Here is an 18,508-nt window from a genome sequence, read left to right on the forward strand (position 1 = left end):
ATGCTGACATGCGGGAAATAGAGCTCAAATTCCTGCTCGAAGAGCCGCCGGCGGCCATTTGGGCGCGCGCAAGGCGCATCGATCCGACCTTCACCCGACCGCGCACGCTGGTCTCTGTTTATTACGACACGCCGGACCGGCGGCTTCGCGAAGCCGGAATCGTGCTGCGGATACGCCGGGACGGCAGGCGGTGGTTCCAGACGGTCAAGGCAGGGCGCAGCACGGTCGGCGGCTTCACCGATGTCCAGGAGGCCGAGACGGCCGCCAGGAGCGAGCGGCCCGACCTGCAATCCATCCCCGACGACAAGCTCAGGGAGAAAGTGATCGAGCTTTGCGAGGGGCGGGAACTGGCGGCGGTCAGCGCCATGCAGTTCAGGCGTTCGAGCGGCGTCGTCGTCCTTCCGGACGCGGCGAAGGTGGAAATATCGACCGATGTCGGCACGATCTCTGCCTCGGATCTCACTGCGCCGTGGCGCGAACTGGAGATCGAACGGATCGAAGGCAGCCCCCGCGCCCTGTTCGACGTCGCAGCCGCGCTTCACCCCGATGGCGGCCTGCACTTTTCCCGATTGAGCAAGTCCGCGCGCGCAAACTTGCTGGCCGAGGAAGGCCGGGTGGAGCCGCCTCCCATTCCGTGTTGCGCGGCAAAGGTTCCGCTGGCTCCGGCGATGTCCGCCGAGCAGGCGGCGCGCAACGTGATGCGGGAGTGCGCCGGCCAGATCGTCGCCAATATCGATGTCGTCCGCGAAACCGACGATCCCGAAGGCCCGCACCAGTTGCGGATCGGGCTGCGGCGGCTGCGCAGCTGGCTGTCGATCTTCCAGCCGCTGGCGCTGAGCGCCGAACTGGCGAGGCTGAGCGACGAGGCGCGCTGGCTCGCCGGCGAGGTCGGGAGCCTGCGCGACCTCGACGTGACTGGGTCGGACATCGTGGGTCCCGAGGCTGAACGCCATCCCGACGAGCCGGCGCTCGCCGCATTGGCGCAACTGGCGGCCTCGCGCGCGGCGTCCCGGCGCGAGGCGTTGAGACGGACGTTGCGGGACCGCCGCGTGCAGGCCTTCGAGCTCGACCTCATCCGATTTGTCGAGCTGCGCGGCTGGATCGAGGAAGGCGACCTCGACCAGTCCGGACGGCTGTCGACGCCCGTCGGAACCTTCGCGTCCGAAGCGCTTGCCCGACGCTGGAAGAAGGTCCTGAAATGCGGCCGTGGGCTGAACAAGCTCGACACCGCGCATCGTCACGAGCTGCGCAAGCAGCTAAAGAAACTGCGCTACGCGATCGAGTTCTTCGCGCCGCCCCACGAGACGAAGCGCTGCGCGAAGATGATGGAGCGGCTGAAGGCGCTGCAGGACGTCTTTGGCGAACTGAATGATACCGTGGTGGCCCATGGCATCCTCGACGATCCCGACTTCGCGACCGCCGCCGACGCGCAAATGCAGCGCGCGATCGGCTGGACGCTCGGAGCGAGTGCCGCGCGCGCCGACCAGGCCTGGACGAGGGCGTCGAAGCTGTGGCGAAAGCTGAGGCGGTCCAGGCCGTTCTGGGATTGAGCGCCGATCCGCTCTTGCGCCCGGCTGCGAGACAGGCTTGATGCCGCTCATGACCAGTCTCCTCATCGCCATCGACGGACCCGCCGCCTCCGGCAAGGGAACGCTCGCCCGCCGCCTGGCGGACTACTATCATCTGCCGCATCTCGACACCGGACTGACTTACCGGGCCGTGGCGTGGGACCTTCTCCGCAACGGCCAGTCGCTCGACGACGAGGCGTCTGCGATCGAGGCGGGCCGGCATGTCGATCTCTCCAATCTCGACAAGCACGCGCTGTCGGCGCACGGCGTCGGCGAGGCGGCGTCGCGCGTGGCGGTGATTCCCGAGCTGCGGCGCATCCTGGTCGACAAGCAGCGCGATTTCGCCCGCCAGCCGGGCGGCGCCGTGCTCGATGGCCGAGACATCGGCACCGTCGTCGCGCCGGAGGCCGACGTGAAGCTCTACATCACAGCTAGCCCCGAAGTGCGCGCCCAGCGGCGCCTGCGCGACATCGAAGGCCGCGGCGGATCGGCGGACGTATCGGAAATCCTCGCCGACATCCGCCGCCGCGATGAGCGCGACATGGGCCGCGCCGACTCGCCGCTGAAGCCCGCGGCCGACGCGCACTTGCTCGATACGTCCGATATGTCTATAGAGGCCGCGTTCCGCGCGGCCCGGGCCATCGTCGATGGCATGCTGGCCAAGCGGAACGGGGCCTGATCCGGCGGCGAGCCTTCCAAAGCGGAAGCCCGACACCCATATCAGGCCGCTGAACCAGCCTGCCAGCATTCTCATGCGCCGGAAACTTGCCGCTCGATGCGGCACAAGGGCTTTGATGCCCGGAACGCCGGCAGGCCATCGCAACACGAACCACGGCGCCTGTCCCGCATCGTCGGGACGTCCAGGAGATCATATGTCAGTTGCAAACCCCTCTCGCGATGATTTCGCGAGCATGCTCGAGGAGAGCTTCTCCGAGAGCCATTCCGCCGAAGGATCCGTCGTCCGCGGCGTTATCACGTCCATCGAGAAGGACATGGCCATCATCGACGTCGGCCTGAAGGTCGAAGGTCGCGTGCCCCTCAAGGAATTCGGTTCCAAGGCCAAGGAACTCAAGGCCGGTGACACGGTCGAGGTCATGGTCGACCGCATCGAGAACGCGCTTGGCGAAGCCGTCCTGTCGCGCGAGAAGGCTCGCCGCGAGGAGAGCTGGGTCAAGCTCGAAGAGAAGTTCAACCGCAACGAGCGCGTCGAAGGCGTCATCTTCAACCAGGTCAAGGGCGGCTTCACCGTCGACCTCGACGGCGCTGTCGCCTTCCTGCCGCGTTCGCAGGTCGACATCCGCCCGATCCGCGACGTCACCCCGCTCATGCACACGCCGCAGCCCTTCGAAATCCTCAAGATGGATCGCCGTCGCGGCAACATCGTCGTGTCGCGCCGCACCGTGCTCGAAGAGAGCCGGGCCGAGCAGCGCTCCGAGATCGTCCAGAACCTCGAAGAGGGTCAGGTGGTCGAGGGCGTGGTCAAGAACATCACCGACTACGGTGCGTTCGTCGACCTCGGCGGCATCGACGGCCTGCTGCACGTTACCGACATGGCCTGGCGCCGCGTCAACCATCCGACCGAGATCCTCAACATCGGTCAGACGGTCAAGGTGCAGATCATCCGCATCAACCAGGAAACCCACCGTATCTCGCTCGGCATGAAGCAGCTCGAGAGCGACCCGTGGGGCGACATCGGCACCAAGTTCCCGATCGGCAAGAAGATCAAGGGAACCGTTACGAACATCACCGACTACGGTGCGTTCGTCGAGCTGGAGCCGGGCATCGAAGGCCTCATCCATGTGTCCGAGATGTCGTGGACCAAGAAGAACGTCCACCCCGGCAAGATCCTGTCCACCAGCCAGGACGTCGACGTGGTGGTGCTCGAGGTCGATCCGGCCAAGCGCCGCATCTCGCTCGGCCTCAAGCAGACGCTCGAGAATCCGTGGGAAGCCTTCGTTCGCAACCACCCGGTCGGCTCGACCGTGGAGGGCGAGGTCAAGAACAAGACCGAGTTCGGCCTGTTCATCGGCCTCGACGGCGACGTGGACGGCATGGTGCACCTCTCCGACCTCGACTGGACCCGTCCGGGCGAGCAGGTCATCGAGGAATACCAGCGCGGCCAGATGGTGCAGGCGCAGGTGCTCGACATCGACGTCGACAAGGAGCGCATCTCGCTCGGCATCAAGCAGCTGGGCCGCGACACCGTCGCGGACTCGGGCGAGATCCGCAAGAATGCGGTGGTCACCTGCGAGGTCATCGGCGTGAAGGATGGCGGCATCGAGGTCCGGCTCGTCGAGAGCGGTCTCGAGAGCTTCATCAAGCGTTCCGACCTGTCCCGCGATCGCGACGAGCAGCGCCCCGAGCGCTTCTCGATCGGCCAGAAGCTCGACGCCCGCGTCATCGCCTATGACAAGAAGACCCGCAAGCTGCAGGTCTCGATCAAGGCGCTGGAAATCGCCGAGGAGAAGGAGGCCGTGGCTCAGTACGGCTCGACCGACTCCGGCGCGTCGCTCGGCGACATCCTGGGTGCAGCACTCAAGGGCCGCAACAACTGATCAGCCGACAAGGCTCGAAACGACAACCCCGCCGGAGCGATCCGGCGGGGTTTTTCTTTGGCGTTGGAAGTTTTCGTCAGAACGTCTTCGCCAGCCGCGCATCGACCGAGTGCGCCCCGCCGCCGCGCACGGCCAGGAAGGCGAAGATCGCGGCCCAGATGATCGACTTCTCGGCGCCCTCGTAGCCTTGGCCGAGCGTCACCCAGTGGAACCACACCGTTACCAGGAGCACGATCATCGCCGCGAAGGCGGCCGCGCGGGTGAACAGGCCGAGCACGATCAGGATGCCGCCGAAGAACTCCGTGGCGGCGAGCAGAGGCGACCAGAACATACCCGGATAGAAGCCGAGGCTCTCGACCATGCCGACCGTTCCGAACGGGTCGACGATCTTGCCGGCGCCGTGGACGATCAGGGTTCCGCCCGCCACGACCCGCAGCAATGTGAAGGCGAGATCGTGCAGCGAGGAATAGACCGGCGCGAGGAAGGGGAGGATCAGGCGGTTGCGCTGCGGGCTCGCGGCATCGGTTATCTCTGTCATGCGGTTCTCCTTGTGTTGCGGTGCACAAATCGCCGCGCCTGTCTGTTGGGTCAAATCAACCGGCCTCAACAGCGCGTGAAAGATGCGTGTGCATCCGACATGGAACCAGGATGTCAGGAGTTGCGTTCCCAAACAGACCGGCGCTTTCGCCGGGACATAGCAAGATCAAGGAGATGCGACATGAATTGGAACCAGGTCGAAGGCAATTGGGAGCAGTTCAAGGGCAAGGTCCAGCAGCAGTGGGGCAAGCTGACGGATGACGATCTCGACGTGATCAAGGGCAAGCGCAAGGAGCTCGCCGGCCGCATCCAGGAGCGCTACGGCAAGGCGCAGGACCAGGCTGAACAGGACATCGATTCCTGGCTCTCGCGCCACTGATCGATCGCATCGAGCGCTTCGGAGCCCCGTCGTCGACGGGGCTCTTTTGCGTCAGGGGAGCTTGGAGCGAATGCGGCGAAGCGTATCGACAGAGACCTCCAGCCCCCGTTTCTCAGCCTTCAGCCGCGCCTTGGCCTTGGTCCTGCCCGGCACATAGAGACCGAAATCGGCCGATAGCCGGTCGATATGCCGGCCGGTTCGTCTCGCAAATCCGTCCGTGAAAAGCTTCGGATCGATCGCAGCCACGAACAGTCCGCTGCCCGGCGAGCGCGCGCCCTGCGTGAATGACGGCGCGTCGAGCGACCAGTTCGAGCCGGACAGTCCAGCCGCCAGCACCTCGACCATCAGCGCGATATTGGCGCCCCGTTCGCCGCCGAACGCCAGAAGCGCGCCCTTCATCGCTTGAGACGGGTCCGAGGTAGGTTTTCCGTCGGGCCCCAGCGCCCACCCTTCGGGGATCGTGTCGCCACGTTCCGCCGCTGCCCGGATGTTGACGAAGGCGGTCGCGCTCGACGCCTGGTCTATCACCAGCAGGCCGGTGCCTTCCAGGGGTGCGGCGAAGGCGATCGGATTGGTGCAGAACACCGGTTTGGTCGTGCCGGAGCCGGCCAGCAAGGCCGGCCCGCTGGTCGCGGCAAGTCCCACCAGCCCGCGTTCGGCCAGGCGTCCGACGAAATAGCCGAGCGCGCCCGCAGTGTAGGCGTTCCTCTGGCTGAAGATAGCGACGCCGAAACTCTCGGCTGCCGCCACCAGATCGTCGAACGCCATGTCGAAGCCGAGATGTGCGGTGCCGCCACCTGCGTCGGACAGGATGACGGCCGGCGCCGGCCGAGAGATCAATGGCGCCGCCGTTCCGTCGATCCGGCCCGCTTCCAGCGCGTCGAGATAGTCGATGAAATGCGCGAGCCCGACCGATAGCTGGCCTTCCGCTTCCGCCGCCACCGCTGCGCGCGCGATCGACTCGGCCGCCGGGGCCGACGCGCCGGCTGCGATCGCCGCATCGATGCAAAGCCGCTCGGCCTCGGCAGGCGAGATACGTTCTGTGATTGGTATATTCATCCGATCCGGACCGGAATTCGCGCTTCCAGCCTTCTGAACAGGAAGATGATGATGCCGGAGATGACGAGATAGACCAGCGCCAGCAGGAGCAGCGGCTCGTAGACGATGAACGTGTCCTGCCGCACTCGCGACGCGACGGCGTAGATATCGACCACGGTGATTGTCGCCACAAGCGGCGTCGCCTTGAGCTGGAGGACGGTTTCCCCGGCAAGCGTCGGCAGCGCGCGATGCATCGCCTGTGGCAGCCAGATGCGGCGGAAGATGGTGAACGGCCGCATGCCATAGGCGCGCGCGGCTTCGAGCTGGCCCTTGGGCACCCCGGCGAAGGCGCCGCGCATCACCTCGCCCTCATAGGCGGCATAGGAGATGGTTAGCGCCAGCACCGCATAGGGCCACGCCTGCCGGAGATACGGCCACAGGTCCGATTGCCGGATCCATGGGAACTGCGGAAAGAGCGAGCCCAGCCCGTAGTAGAGCAGCCACAACTGCAACAGCAGCGGCGTACCGCGGATCACCGTGCAGAAGGCATTGGCCGGCATCGCCAGCCACCACGGCCCGGCGGCTTGAGCGAGGCCGAGCGGGATCGCCAGCAGGATGCCGAGCACGCAGGTGACGGCCAGTATCCAGACGGTGCGCCAGATGCCCTGGATCGCGAGGTCGAAATAGTTCGGCAGCCAGTCCCAGCGCATGAACACCGCCGCTGCCACGACCAGCGCCGCCGCGATGGCCAGGAGCAGGATCCGGTGCGGCTGCAGCCAGGGGCTGCGCGCCGCGAATTCGGCAAAGCTGGCCGCGCGGTCCGTCATCGGGTGCTTCCCGAGATGGACGGCATGCCGCGCCGCGACCAGCGCTCGATCCGGGCGATGATCCGGTTCGAGACCAGCGTCAGCAGCAGGTAGAGGACGCCCGCGGCGACGAAGAAGGTGAAATAGGCCTTGGTCTGGCCCGCAGCCGTGCGCGTCTCCTGCGTCAGCTCGTTGAAGCCGACGATGGCCAGCAGCGCCGTGTCCTTGGTCGCGATCAGCCACAGATTGGCGAGGCCGGGAATGGCGAAGGGCAGCATCGCCGGCAACGTGATCCGCCGCAGCATCAGCAGCGGCGACATGCCGTAGGCGCGCGCCGCCTCGATCTGCCCCTGCGGGATCGACAGGATCGCGCCGCGCAGCACTTCGGTCGAATAGGCGCCCTGCACGACCGCCAGCACCCAGATGCCGGCCACCAGCCCGTTGATGTCGATGCGCTCGTGGCCGACCGCCACGAGAACGCGGTTGATGAGGTCCGTCCCGGCGAAATACAGGATCAGGATCAGCACCAGTTCCGGCACGGCGCGCACGACCGTGGTGTAGACCTCCAGAAGGTCGCGCAGGATCGGCCCGCCATAGAGCTTGCCATAGGCGCCGCCGATGCCGATCGCGAGGCCGAAGCCATAGGCGCCGACGGCGATGATGACCGAGTTCACCAGCCCGCGCAGCAGGTTGCCGCCCCAGCCCGGGGGCTCGAGCGCAAGCAGGTCCAGCGTCGAGACCTGGAGGAGCGGCGTGAAAAGGGTCGCGATCACGGGAGGCCGATCAGGAAAACCGCCCTCTCAGTCAGCTCACCCGCCATACATGTCGAAGTCGAAATACTTCTTCGTGATCTCGGCGTATTTGCCGTTGTCCCGGATCGCCTTGATCGCGGCGTTCAGCTTGTCCTTGAGCTCAGCGTCCTCCTTGCGCAGGCCGGCGCCGACGCCCGGACCGAGGATTTCCAGGTCTTCGGCGACATTGCCCTTGAGGTCGCAGCAGGCCATGCCTTGCTCGGACTTGAGGAAGGCGTCCAGCGCGATGGCGTCGGCCTGGGTGGCGTCGATGCGGCCGGCGGCGAGATCCTGGTTGGCCTCGTCCTGGGTCTGGTATTCCTTGATCTCGGCAGCCTCGGTGAAGTGCTTCTTCACATAGGCCGAATGGGTGGTCGACACCTGCACGCCGATGATCTTGCCCTTGAGCCCGGCCGGATCGGCCGTAAAGCTCTCGCCCTTCGGCCCGATCACCGCCGTCGGCGTGTTGTAGTATTTATCCGAAAAGTCGATCGTCTTCTTGCGCTCTTCGGTGATCGACATCGAGTTCATGATCGCGTCGATCTTCTTGGTCGTGAGCGCCGGGATCAGACCGTCCCACGGAATCGGCGTCAGCTCGCAGGTGAGCTTCGCCTCGGTGCAGATGGCGTCGATGATCTCGACCTCCCATCCGCCCCACTTGCCCGAGGCATCAGCGGACCAGAAGGGCGGATAGGCCTCTGGCGAAAAGCCGACCTTCACCGTCTGCGCCGAGGCAAAGCCCGCCGAGGCTGCGAGCAGGGCCGCTGCGGCGGCCAGTCTGGCGATCATCTTCATGTCATTCTCCCATTCTTTCTGGTTCCCGAAGAGACATCCGCCGGTCCTTCTCAGCCGACCGTCCGGATGAATTGCTTGAGCCGCTCGGATCTCGGCGCGCCGAACACCTGGTCCGGCGGGCCTTCCTCCTCGACGACGCCGTTGTGGAGGAACACCACGTGGGTCGCCACGTCGCGGGCGAATTTCATTTCATGCGTGACGAGGATCATGGTTCGTCCTTCACGCGCGAGGTCGGCGATAACCTTCAGCACTTCGCCGACCAGTTCCGGGTCTAGCGCCGACGTCGGCTCGTCAAACAGCATCACGCGTGGCTGGATGGCGAGCGCACGGGCGATTGCGCCGCGCTGCTGCTGGCCGCCGGAGAGGAAGGCGGGATAGACGTCGCGTTTCTCGGCGAGGCCGACGCGCGCGAGCAGCCGCTCCGCCGTTGCGATCGCCTCCGCGCGTGGCACGCCGAGCACGTGGACGGGCACCTCGACGACGTTCTCCAGCAGCGTCATATGGCTCCAGAGATTGAAGTTCTGGAACACCATGCCGAGCTTCGAGCGGATGCGCTCGATCTGCCGCCGGTCCGCGGGCACGGTGTTGCCGTAGCTGTCGGCCTTGAGGCGGATCTCCTCGGCATTGACGCGGATCGTGCCGCTGGTCGGATTCTCGAGGCAGTTGATGCAGCGCAGCAGCGTCGACTTTCCGGAGCCGCTGCCGCCGATGATCGCCACCACATCGCCGTCGCGCGCCGACAGCGACACGCCCTTGAGCACGTGCAGTTCCCCGAATTTCTTGTGCAGGTTCTCGACGTGAATCGCCTCGGCGGCCGTCTGGCCGGCACCCGTGTGCTCGGCCGAGGCGAGGCTCATCCGCGACGCCCTTTCCCGGGCATCGGGCGTTGCTTGCGTGGGTTTTGCCGTCCCGTCACGCCGACCAACTCTCCGTCCGCAACGCAGCATGGACCGGCGGTCGCGGCTCCGTCAACCGGGGATTGCCCGCCCTTGCGGCATGCATGGGGGCCTGTGTAGAGATTGGGCACGACAGGCGGGAGGTGGTTCCGGTGCAGGAATACGGATCTCAGTCGATGGCGGCCCCGCTGAAACGGGTGCTGATGCGCCGGGCATCGAGCGCGATGCGCCGCGCAGACCCGGCCGAATGGCACTATGGACCGAAGTTCGACCCAACCCGCGCCGCCGCCGAGCACTACGGACTGGTCGACCTCGTGGCGAAGTCGGGCGCGGCGATCGAGTTCCTGCCCGATGACGACGACGGTCTCGCCGATTCCGTCTTCACGCACGACCCCTCGCTGATGACCGACCACGGCGCAGTGATCCTCTCCATGGGCAAGGCGTTGCGAGGCCCGGAGCCTGCGCTTCACGAAGCCGCCTACCGCCGGCTCGGCATCCCGATCCTTGGCCGGGTCGAGGCGCCCGGCACTGTCGAGGGCGGCGATTGCGTCTGGATCGACAGGACGACGCTCGCCATCGGTCGCGGCGTACGGACCAACCAGGAGGGCATTCAGCAGGTCGCGAACCTGCTTGGGCCAAAAGGCATCAGGGTCTACGGCTTCGACCTGCCGTTCTGGCAGGGCGAGGAGGCGTGCCTGCACCTGATGTCGGTGATCAGCCCGCTCGCCGACGACCTCGCTCTGGTCCATTCGCCGCTTTTGCCTGCGCCCTTCTGGCAGATGCTCAAGGCTCGCGGGATCAGGCTGGTCAAGGGCGATCCGGACGAGTTCCGCGACAGCTTCGGCCTCAGCCTCAACGTGCTGCCGACCGCGCCGCGCGAGGTGATCGCCGTCGCCGGTTTCCCGAAGACCAAGGCGGCGATGGAGGCGGCGGGCTGCACCGTCGCCACCTTCGAGGCTACGGCGCTGTGCATCTCCTGTGAGGGAGGCCCGACCTGCCTGACGAGGCCGATATGGCGAGAATGACCGTCGGTCAGGCCCTTATCCACCTGCTGGAAGCTCACGGCGTCGATACCGTCTTCGGCATCCCCGGCGTGCACACGATCGAACTCTACCGCGGCCTCGCCGCCTCGCGCATCCGCCACGTCACCCCACGCCACGAGCAGGGCGCGGCCTTCATGGCCGACGGTTATGCCCGCGCGTCGGGCAGACCCGGCGTCGCCTTTGTCATCACCGGGCCGGGCCTCACCAACGCCATCACGCCGATGGCGCAGGCGCGGGCGGATTCGATCCCCATGCTGGTCGTTTCAGGCGTTAACCGGCTGGACACGCTGGGCAAGGGGCTCGGCCACCTGCACGAACTGCCTGACCAGCGCGGGCTCGCCGAGAAGGTCGCGCTGCTCTCCTTCCGCATCGAGGACGGGGCGGAATTGCCGGCCGTGCTCGCGACCGCCTTCGAGCTTTTCACGACCGCCCGGCCTGGCCCGGTCCATATCGAAATTCCGCTGGACGTCATGGGCCTCCCGGCGCCGGACTTCACCGCGCTTCCGGTCGCCGCGCGGCCGGCGCCGCCCGATCCGGCCGCCGTGGCGCGGATCGCGGCCGGGCTCGCCGGCGCGAAGCGTCCGCTGATCCTGGCCGGGGGCGGCGCGAAGGCCGCCGACGCGGAGCTTCGGCTGCTCGCCGAGCGGCTGGATGCGCCGGTCGTCACCACGGTCAATACCCGCGGCCTTCTGCACCGACACCCGCTCGCCGTGCACGCCAGTCCCAGCCTCAAGTCGATCCGAGCCCTGCTCGCCACGGCCGATGCCGTGCTTGCGGTTGGCACCGAATTCGGCCCGACCGACTACGACATGTATGCCGACGGCGGCTTCGTCATGCCTGAGACGCTGTTCCGCATCGACATCGACCCTGCGCAGCTGTCCCGCCAACCGGCGACGATCATGGCGTTGGGCGATTCTGCCGAGGCGTTGTCGCGCCTCGTGCTGGAGCTCGGCAACGGCCGCTCCCCCGGCGGCGGTGCCGCAAGGGCCGCCGCGGCCCGCGCTGCCGCCTGGGGCGAGATCGGCCCGAAGATGCAGGCGCAGGTCCGCGCCGTCGAGGCGATCCGCGACGCGCTGCCGGGTGCGCTGATCGTCGGCGATTCCACCCAGCCCATCTATGCGGCGAACCTGTTCTACGACCACGACAGGCCGGCTGGCTGGTTCAATGCGGCCACGGGCTATGGCGCGCTGGGATACGGCCCCGCCGCCGCGATCGGCGCGGCGATCGCGCGGCCTGATCTCCCGGTCGTCTGCCTCACCGGCGATGGCGGTTTCCAGTTCACGCTGCCGGAAATCGCCGTCGCCGCGGAAACGGGCGCGGCGGTCGTCTTCGTCGTCTGGAACAATCGCGGCTACCGCGAGATCGAGACCTCGATGCGCGACGCCGGTGTCGAGCCTGTCGGCGTTTCGCCCGCCCCGCCCGATTTCCTCAAGCTCGCCGACGCCTATGGCATTCCGGCCGAGCGGATCGTGTCCGTCGATGGACTTGGGCCCGCATTGCGCCGGGCGCGGGAGGCCGGTGGGCCGAGACTGGTGGAGATCGCGGTGGAATGATGCCGGGATCGGCCGGCCGGCTGGCATTCACGTGCCCCGAGCACCACGGCATTCCGCCGCGCCTTCCTTGTCTTGGCGAGGCCGGCAAAACGGACTAAGACGGCAGCGAATTCGATCCGCTCGCCGCTGCCCGGAGCCTGACATGACCCTGATCACGGAAACGTCGAAACTCGTCACCGTTTTCGGCGGCTCTGGCTTCATCGGCCGGCATACGGTTCGCGCGCTTGCCCGCCGCGGCTATCGCGTCCGCGTCGCGGTGCGCCGGCCCGATCTCGCAGGCCATCTCCAGCCGCTCGGCAATGTCGGTCAGATCCAGGCGGTCCAGGCCAATCTGCGCGTGCGCTGGTCGGTCGACCGGGCGGTCGAGGGCGCCGACCATGTCATCAACCTCGTCGGCATCCTGCATGAGTCCGGTCGCCAGTCGTTCAATGCGGTGCAGGCGTTCGGCGCGCGCGCCGTGGCGGAGGCCGCCCGCTCGGTCGGCGCCAAGATGACGCAGATGTCGGCGATCGGTGCCGACAGCGCGTCCGAATCAGACTATGCGCGGACCAAGGCGCTCGGCGAGGAAGCGGTCCTGTCGACGCTGCCCGATGCCAACGTCATCCGTTCCTCCATCGTCTTCGGGCCGGAAGATGCGTTCTTCAACCGCTTCGCCGCCATGGCCCGCTTTTCCCCGGTCCTGCCGCTGATCGGCGGTGGCACCACGCGCTACCAGCCGGTCTATGTGGTCGACGTCGCCGAGGCGCTGACGCTCACGGTCGACGGAAAGGCAAGTCCGGGCACGACATACGAGCTCGGCGGTCCGGAAGTGCTTACCTTCCGGGAGTGCATGGAGCACATGCTGAAGGTGATCGATCGCAGGCGGATGCTGGTGTCCGTGCCGTGGCCGGTCGCGAGGCTCCAGGGCGCCATCCTCGGCATGCTGCCCAATCCGCTGCTGACGTCGGATCAGGTGAGGCTGCTCCGGAACGACAATGTCGTCTCCGATGCCGCCAATGCCGAGGGCCGCACGCTCTCCGGTCTCGGCGTGGCGCCGGAATCGGTCGATGCGATCCTGTCTTCCTACCTCTGGCGCTATCGCGTGGCCGGCCAGTACACCAAGACGAACCTGGCCTGATCGGAGCCGGAAATCGGCAACGCGCCGACTGTCACCCTCGAATGTCGCCGCATGCGACGGAATTGATCACGGTCGCGTGAAAAACGCTGCATCTGCGCGCTTGCGACTCCAAACACCGTTCTTATATACACCCCAACCCGAGAAGCCGGCGCAGCGATGCGGCGGATCGAGGGAAATCCAGAACTGAGAAGGGGTTGCCTCCTGGAACGCCTCAATGGGTCCTGGCAGCCTGCTAAGCGGAGAAGACACAATGGCTAAAGTCATCGGTATCGACCTCGGCACCACCAATTCCTGCGTGGCCGTCATGGACGGCAAGGAGCCGAAGGTCATTGAAAACGCGGAAGGCGCGCGCACCACGCCTTCGATCGTCGCCTTTACCGGCGATGGAGAACGTCTCGTCGGCCAGCCGGCCAAGCGCCAGGCGGTCACGAACCCCGAAAATACCATCTTTGCGGTCAAGCGCCTGATCGGCCGTCGCTTCGACGATCCGGTCACCGAGAAGGACAAGGGCCTCGTCCCCTACAAGATAGTCAAGGGCGACAATGGCGACGCCTGGGTGGAGGCAGACGGCAAGAAGCAGTCGCCGTCCCAGATTTCCGCCATGACGCTGCAGAAGATGAAGGAGACGGCGGAAGCCTATCTCGGCGAGAAGGTCGAGAAGGCGGTCATCACCGTTCCGGCCTACTTCAACGACGCCCAGCGCCAGGCCACCAAGGACGCCGGCCGGATCGCCGGCCTCGAAGTCCTGCGCATCATCAACGAGCCGACGGCGGCAGCCCTCGCCTACGGCCTCGACAAGAAGAAGTCCGGCACGATCGCGGTCTATGACCTCGGCGGCGGCACCTTCGACATCTCGATCCTCGAGATCGGCGACGGCGTCTTCGAGGTGAAGTCGACCAATGGCGACACCTTCCTCGGCGGCGAGGACTTCGACATGCGCCTGGTCGAATACCTGGCGGCGGAGTTCAAGAAGGAGCAGGGCATCGACCTGAAGAACGACAAGCTCGCTCTGCAGCGCCTCAAGGAGGCAGCGGAAAAGGCGAAGATCGAGCTCTCCTCGTCGGCCCAGACCGAGATCAACCTGCCGTTCATCACGGCGGACGCCTCCGGTCCCAAGCACCTGACGATGAAGCTGACCCGCGCCAAGTTCGAGCAGCTGGTCGACGATCTCGTCCAGCGGACGATCGAGCCTTGCAAGGCGGCGCTCAAGGATGCTGGCATCCGTGCCGGCGAGGTCGACGAGGTCGTCCTGGTCGGCGGCATGACCCGCATGCCCAAGATCCAGGAGATCGTGAAGCAGTTCTTCGGCAAGGACCCGCACAAGGGCGTCAACCCCGATGAGGTGGTGGCACTCGGCGCGGCCATCCAGGCCGGCGTGCTGCAGGGCGACGTCAAGGACGTGCTGCTGCTCGACGTTACCCCGCTGTCGCTGGGCATCGAGACGCTGGGCGGCGTGTTCACCCGCCTGATCGACCGCAACACGACGATCCCGACCAAGAAGAGCCAGGTGTTCTCCACGGCCGAGGATTCGCAGTCGGCGGTGACGATCCGCGTCTTCCAGGGCGAGCGCGAAATGGCGGCGGACAACAAGTTGCTCGGCCAGTTCGACCTGGTCGGCATCCCGCCGGCGCCGCGCGGCGTGCCGCAGATCGAGGTCACCTTCGACATCGACGCCAACGGCATCGTCAACGTCTCGGCCAAGGACAAGGGCACCGGCAAGGAGCACCAGATCCGCATCCAGGCGTCGGGCGGTCTGTCGGACGCCGACATCGAGAAGATGGTCAAGGACGCCGAGGCGAATGCCGAGGCCGACAAGAAGCGCCGTGCGCTGGTCGAGGCGCGTAACCAGGCCGAGGCTTTGGTCCACTCGTCCGAGAAGTCGCTGAAGGAATATGGCGACAAGGTCACGGAGGCTGACCGCACCGCGATCTCCGATGCCATCTCGGCGCTGAAGACCGCGTCGGAAGGCGACGACGTCGAGGACATCAAGGCCAAGACCAATGCGCTGGCCGAGGCGGCAATGAAGCTCGGTCAGGCGATGTACGAGGCTTCGCAGGCCGAAGCGGCTGAGGCCGACGCCCGGGCCGATGCCGAAAAGGCCGGCGACGACGTCGTCGACGCCGACTTCGAGGACCTCGACGACGACAAGAAGAAGTCCGCCTGATCCATTGGGATAGGACGACACGAGCGGCCGGCATCGATTGCCGGCCGCTTTCGTTTGCGACAGGTCTCTTAACGTTAACAGAAGGTTAAGGTCGACCCACCATCCCGGCAGCGCTTATGTTCGGCGCCGAGGCAAGAGGCGGGACGGATGCAGCAGCATTTCAGGATATTCGAGGCCTGGCGCCTGATGGCGGCGCTGCTCATCATGACATGGCATTTTCTCCGCTATGCCCCGCCTGGCCACGAGGCGGTGAGCGCGAGTCTCTATCGGCTGATGCCGCTGATGGAGATGTTCTTCATGATCTCCGGCTTCCTGATCATGCTGCGCTACGGCGACGTGCTGAGGTTCGAGCGCAATGGCTACATGCGCTTCATCATCCGCCGCATCGCCCGCTTCTACCCGCTCTATCTCGTCACGCTCGCCTTCTTCGCCGTGGTGGCGCTCGCCGTGCATTTCGGCCTCGTGCACACGGACTCGCCGGAACGCTATTCGTTCGGCGCGCTCATTCCCAACATCCTGCTGATCCAGGCCTGGGGCGTCACCGACACGCTGACCTACAATTACGTCGCCTGGTCCATGTCGGCGGAGTGGTTCTGCTACCTGCTGCTTCCCGTCATCGTCACGGCCTACAGGGTCGCCGGCAAGACCGGCCTCGCCGTGGTGGCGCTCTTGTCCATTGCCGCGCTCGAATGGGCGGTGGCCGCGGGCCTCATACCGTTCCCCAGCTGGCTGAGGGCCGACACCTGGGGCGCCTACCGCGCCTTTGCGGATTTCGCCATGGGCGCGCTGGTTGCCATTGCCGCGCGCGACAGCCGCTGGAGGCTCATGAGCCACGCGCCGGCATGGATCTGCTTCGGACTGTCGGTGGCCGCCATGGCGATGCTCTTGTCCTCCTACATGATCGTCGGGCTGCTCGGCCTTTCGCTGTTTCTCGCTGCGGTGGCCGAGCGCAACAATCCCGATGGGTCGCGGTTCCTTGCGCCTCTCCATCCGGTCGGCAAGGTGTCGCTCGGCATTTACCTCATCCATCCGGTGATCGAGGCGATCCTGTTCGCCATCGTCTGGCGCAAATTGGTCGAGCCGCTCGGCGTCGTCGATTTCTACACCTTCTGGCTTCTGCCCATGCTCACCGTGATCGCGGTCGCGCTCGCGTCGGAGCGCTGGTTCGAGACGCCGCTCGCCAACCTGATCGGCGCCTGGGCCAAGCGTCGATATCCGCCCACGGGGCAGGTCGGCTCCGAAAAGGTGGCCGTGCAGCCCGGCGCGGCCTGATTCTCCCGCAGAAAACGTGAGAAAACGCCGCGGCCGTGCATCAGGCCTATGGCATCCGCGCGTAGGGCTTACTAAATGCGGGGCCAACACCTCGATTCTTCTGGCCGAATGACGCTCGAACACGGGACACCATGAAAGCGGACTTCTACGAGACTCTCGGCGTCGCCAAAGGAGCCGACGAGAAAGAGCTGAAGGCTGCCTTCCGCAAGCTCGCGATGCAGTTCCATCCCGACCGCAATCCGGGGGATGATGCCTGCGAGGCGAAATTCAAGGAAATCAACGAAGCCTACGAGACGCTGAAGGATCCGCAGAAGCGCGCGGCCTATGACCGTTTCGGCCATGCCGCATTCGAGAATGGTGCCGGCGGGATGAACGGCGGCTTCTCCGGTGCCGGCGGCTTCGCGGACATCTTCGAGGACATTTTCGGCGACATGATGGGTGGCCGCCGCCGCTCCTCCGGCGGGCGCGAGCGCGGAGCAGACCTGCGCTACAACATGGAGATCAGCCTCGAGGAGGCGTTCACCGGCAAGACTGCGCAGATCCGAGTGCCGACGTCGATCCAGTGCTCCGAATGCTCGGGCTCGGGCGCCAAGCCAGGCACTCAGCCGGTCACCTGCGCAATGTGCGGCGGCTCGGGCCGCGTCCGCGCCAGCCAGGGCTTCTTCTCGATCGAGCGCACCTGCCCCACCTGCCAGGGCCGCGGCCAGACGATCAAGGATCCGTGCGGCAAATGTGGCGGCCAGGGCCGCGTCACCGAGGAGCGTTCGCTCTCCGTCAACATTCCGGCGGGCATCGAGGACGGTACCCGCATCCGTCTCGCCAACGAGGGCGAGGCTGGCGCACGCGGTGGGCCCGCGGGCGACCTCTACATCTTCCTGTCGGTGAAGCCGCACGAGTTCTTCCAGCGCGACGGCGCCGATCTCTATTGTAAGGTGCCGATCTCGATGACGACCGCCGCGCTCGGCGGAACCTTCGAGGTGGCGACGCTCGACGGCACGCAGACCCGCGTCAAGGTCACCGAGGGCACCCAGAACGGCAAGCAGTTCCGCCTCAAGGGCAAGGGCATGCCGGTGCTGCGTCAGCCGGCGGTCGGCGATCTCTACATCCAGGTCGCCGTCGAAACGCCCCAGAGCCTGACTAAGCGCCAGCGCGAGCTGTTGGAGGAGTTCGAGCAGATCTCGTCCACCGAGAATTCGCCGCAGTCGAACGGCTTTTTCTCGCGCATGAAGGACTTCTTCGAGTCCTTCGGCCAGTGACACGTCGCTTCATGCGGGCCTGTCCGGCAACTTGTGCATTGCAAGAAAAACGGTCTTTCTTTTGGCGGGTTATGGTCGCATAACCCTGCGTTACGACGACCATGGAGCGGATGCTGATGCGATCGGGCAGCCTGAAGAAGACCATCGGGCAGAAATTCGATGAGGAGCTGAAGTTCTTCCGCGGATGGATCGACAAGCCCCGCGCGGTCGGGTCCATCGTTCCCACCAGCACGGTCACGGCGCGCCGCATGGCGTCCGTCATCAATCCCGACTCCGGCCTTCCGGTGCTCGAGCTTGGGCCTGGCACCGGCGTCATTACGCGCGCCATCCTTGCCCGCGGCGTCAAGCCCGAGAACCTCTGGTCGGTTGAGTATTCCGCCGATTTCGTCGAGCATCTGAAGGAAAAGCTGCCCGGCGTGAATGTGATCCAGGGCGACGCCTTCAACCTCGACGATACCTTGCCGCAAAAGGGAATGGTGTTCGATTCGGTCATCTCCGGCGTGCCGCTGCTCAACTTTCCCGTCGAGCAGCGCGTGCGCTACGTCGAAGATCTTCTCGATCGGCTTCCTCCCGGTCGCCCGATCGTCCAGCTCACCTATGGCCCGCTTTCGCCGGTGCCGCCGCGGCGCGGCAACTATACCGTCGAGCATTTCGATTTCGTGGTCCGCAACATCCCGCCGACGCAGCTTTGGATCTACCGACGCGGGGCACGGGCGTAGAGACTTGATTCCGGTCGCC

Annotated in this window: 17 protein-coding genes; 11 read left to right on the forward strand and 6 right to left on the reverse strand. The window is 66.0% G+C overall.

The genetic code is table 11. From position 1 onward, the window contains the following. Positions 1-8 precede the first annotated feature (8 nt). The 3 genes from B9Z03_RS04070 (at position 9) to rpsA (ending at position 4,123) form a co-directional block, all read left to right on the forward strand. Positions 9-1,550: a CYTH and CHAD domain-containing protein gene (locus tag B9Z03_RS04070; RefSeq protein WP_085463012.1), complete on the forward strand. Its 1,542-nt coding sequence runs from the start codon at positions 9-11 to the stop codon at positions 1,548-1,550. Between the two features lie 49 nt (positions 1,551-1,599). Continuing rightward, positions 1,600-2,247, forward strand: a complete 648-nt coding sequence (gene cmk / locus B9Z03_RS04075; protein WP_085467489.1) for a (d)CMP kinase — start codon at positions 1,600-1,602, stop codon at positions 2,245-2,247. 193 nt (positions 2,248-2,440) lie between these two features. Next, positions 2,441-4,123: a 30S ribosomal protein S1 gene (gene rpsA, locus B9Z03_RS04080; RefSeq protein WP_085463013.1), complete on the forward strand. Its 1,683-nt coding sequence runs from the start codon at positions 2,441-2,443 to the stop codon at positions 4,121-4,123. Between the two features lie 76 nt (positions 4,124-4,199). Here the strand turns inward: rpsA and B9Z03_RS04085 are convergent, their stop codons facing one another. Continuing rightward, entirely contained in the window at positions 4,200-4,661 is a 462-nt protein-coding gene (locus B9Z03_RS04085) for a DoxX family protein (protein WP_085463014.1), read from the reverse strand. 180 nt (positions 4,662-4,841) lie between these two features. Here B9Z03_RS04085 and B9Z03_RS04090 point away from each other — a divergent pair, with 180 nt between their 5' ends. Then, complete coding sequence (locus B9Z03_RS04090; protein WP_085463015.1) at positions 4,842-5,039, forward strand: CsbD family protein; 198 nt, start codon at positions 4,842-4,844, stop codon at positions 5,037-5,039. A 51-nt stretch (positions 5,040-5,090) separates the two neighbouring features. On the opposite strand, the gene B9Z03_RS04095 is transcribed toward B9Z03_RS04090, so the two are convergent. From B9Z03_RS04095 to B9Z03_RS04115, 5 genes are read right to left on the reverse strand one after another with little or no spacing between them, the layout of a single operon-like run. Next, entirely contained in the window at positions 5,091-6,098 is a 1,008-nt protein-coding gene (locus B9Z03_RS04095; protein ID WP_085463016.1) for an Ldh family oxidoreductase, read from the reverse strand. After that, the gene (locus tag B9Z03_RS04100) at positions 6,095-6,904 is read right to left on the reverse strand and encodes an ABC transporter permease (RefSeq protein WP_085463017.1); all 810 of its coding nucleotides are present in this window, start codon (positions 6,902-6,904) and stop codon (positions 6,095-6,097) included. Before B9Z03_RS04100 ends, B9Z03_RS04095 begins: the two co-directional genes overlap by 4 nt. Next, positions 6,901-7,656 (reverse strand): ABC transporter permease, encoded by a 756-nt coding sequence (locus B9Z03_RS04105; protein ID WP_139832155.1) that lies wholly within the window; start codon positions 7,654-7,656, stop codon positions 6,901-6,903. The genes B9Z03_RS04100 and B9Z03_RS04105 overlap by 4 nt, the downstream gene beginning before the upstream one ends. A gap of 36 nt (positions 7,657-7,692) precedes the next feature. Beyond that, entirely contained in the window at positions 7,693-8,469 is a 777-nt protein-coding gene (locus B9Z03_RS04110) for a transporter substrate-binding domain-containing protein (RefSeq protein WP_085463018.1), read from the reverse strand. A gap of 50 nt (positions 8,470-8,519) precedes the next feature. Further along, on the reverse strand, positions 8,520-9,326 hold the full coding sequence (locus tag B9Z03_RS04115; RefSeq protein ID WP_085463019.1) for an ABC transporter ATP-binding protein: 807 nt from the start codon (positions 9,324-9,326) through the stop codon (positions 8,520-8,522). 215 nt (positions 9,327-9,541) lie between these two features. Between B9Z03_RS04115 and B9Z03_RS04120 the strand changes: the two genes are divergently transcribed. The 7 genes from B9Z03_RS04120 to pmtA all read left to right on the forward strand — a co-directional run bounded on the left by B9Z03_RS04120 (position 9,542) and on the right by pmtA (position 18,489). Beyond that, on the forward strand, positions 9,542-10,390 hold the full coding sequence (locus tag B9Z03_RS04120) for a dimethylarginine dimethylaminohydrolase family protein (RefSeq protein WP_085463020.1): 849 nt from the start codon (positions 9,542-9,544) through the stop codon (positions 10,388-10,390). Beyond that, positions 10,378-11,961 carry a 5-guanidino-2-oxopentanoate decarboxylase gene (locus tag B9Z03_RS04125; protein WP_085463021.1) on the forward strand — a complete coding sequence of 528 codons (1,584 nt, stop codon included), beginning with the start codon at positions 10,378-10,380 and terminating at the stop codon, positions 11,959-11,961. Before B9Z03_RS04120 ends, B9Z03_RS04125 begins: the two co-directional genes overlap by 13 nt. Positions 11,962-12,103: 142 nt before the next feature. Further along, positions 12,104-13,078 carry a complex I NDUFA9 subunit family protein gene (locus B9Z03_RS04130; RefSeq protein ID WP_085463022.1) on the forward strand — a complete coding sequence of 325 codons (975 nt, stop codon included), beginning with the start codon at positions 12,104-12,106 and terminating at the stop codon, positions 13,076-13,078. 250 nt (positions 13,079-13,328) lie between these two features. Then, the gene (dnaK, locus tag B9Z03_RS04135) at positions 13,329-15,242 is read left to right on the forward strand and encodes a molecular chaperone DnaK (protein ID WP_085463023.1); all 1,914 of its coding nucleotides are present in this window, start codon (positions 13,329-13,331) and stop codon (positions 15,240-15,242) included. A gap of 147 nt (positions 15,243-15,389) precedes the next feature. Further along, a complete protein-coding gene (locus tag B9Z03_RS04140; RefSeq protein ID WP_085463024.1) occupies positions 15,390-16,514 on the forward strand; it encodes an acyltransferase family protein in 1,125 nt (374 codons plus the stop codon). Between the two features lie 131 nt (positions 16,515-16,645). Beyond that, entirely contained in the window at positions 16,646-17,770 is a 1,125-nt protein-coding gene (gene dnaJ, locus B9Z03_RS04145; RefSeq protein WP_085463025.1) for a molecular chaperone DnaJ, read from the forward strand. A 116-nt stretch (positions 17,771-17,886) separates the two neighbouring features. Further along, on the forward strand, positions 17,887-18,489 hold the full coding sequence (gene pmtA, locus B9Z03_RS04150; RefSeq protein ID WP_085467491.1) for a phospholipid N-methyltransferase PmtA: 603 nt from the start codon (positions 17,887-17,889) through the stop codon (positions 18,487-18,489). Positions 18,490-18,508: the final 19 nt, after the last annotated feature.

The organism is Mesorhizobium australicum, from assembly GCF_900177325.1.
GTDB lineage: Bacteria > Pseudomonadota > Alphaproteobacteria > Rhizobiales > Rhizobiaceae > Mesorhizobium_A > Mesorhizobium_A australicum_A.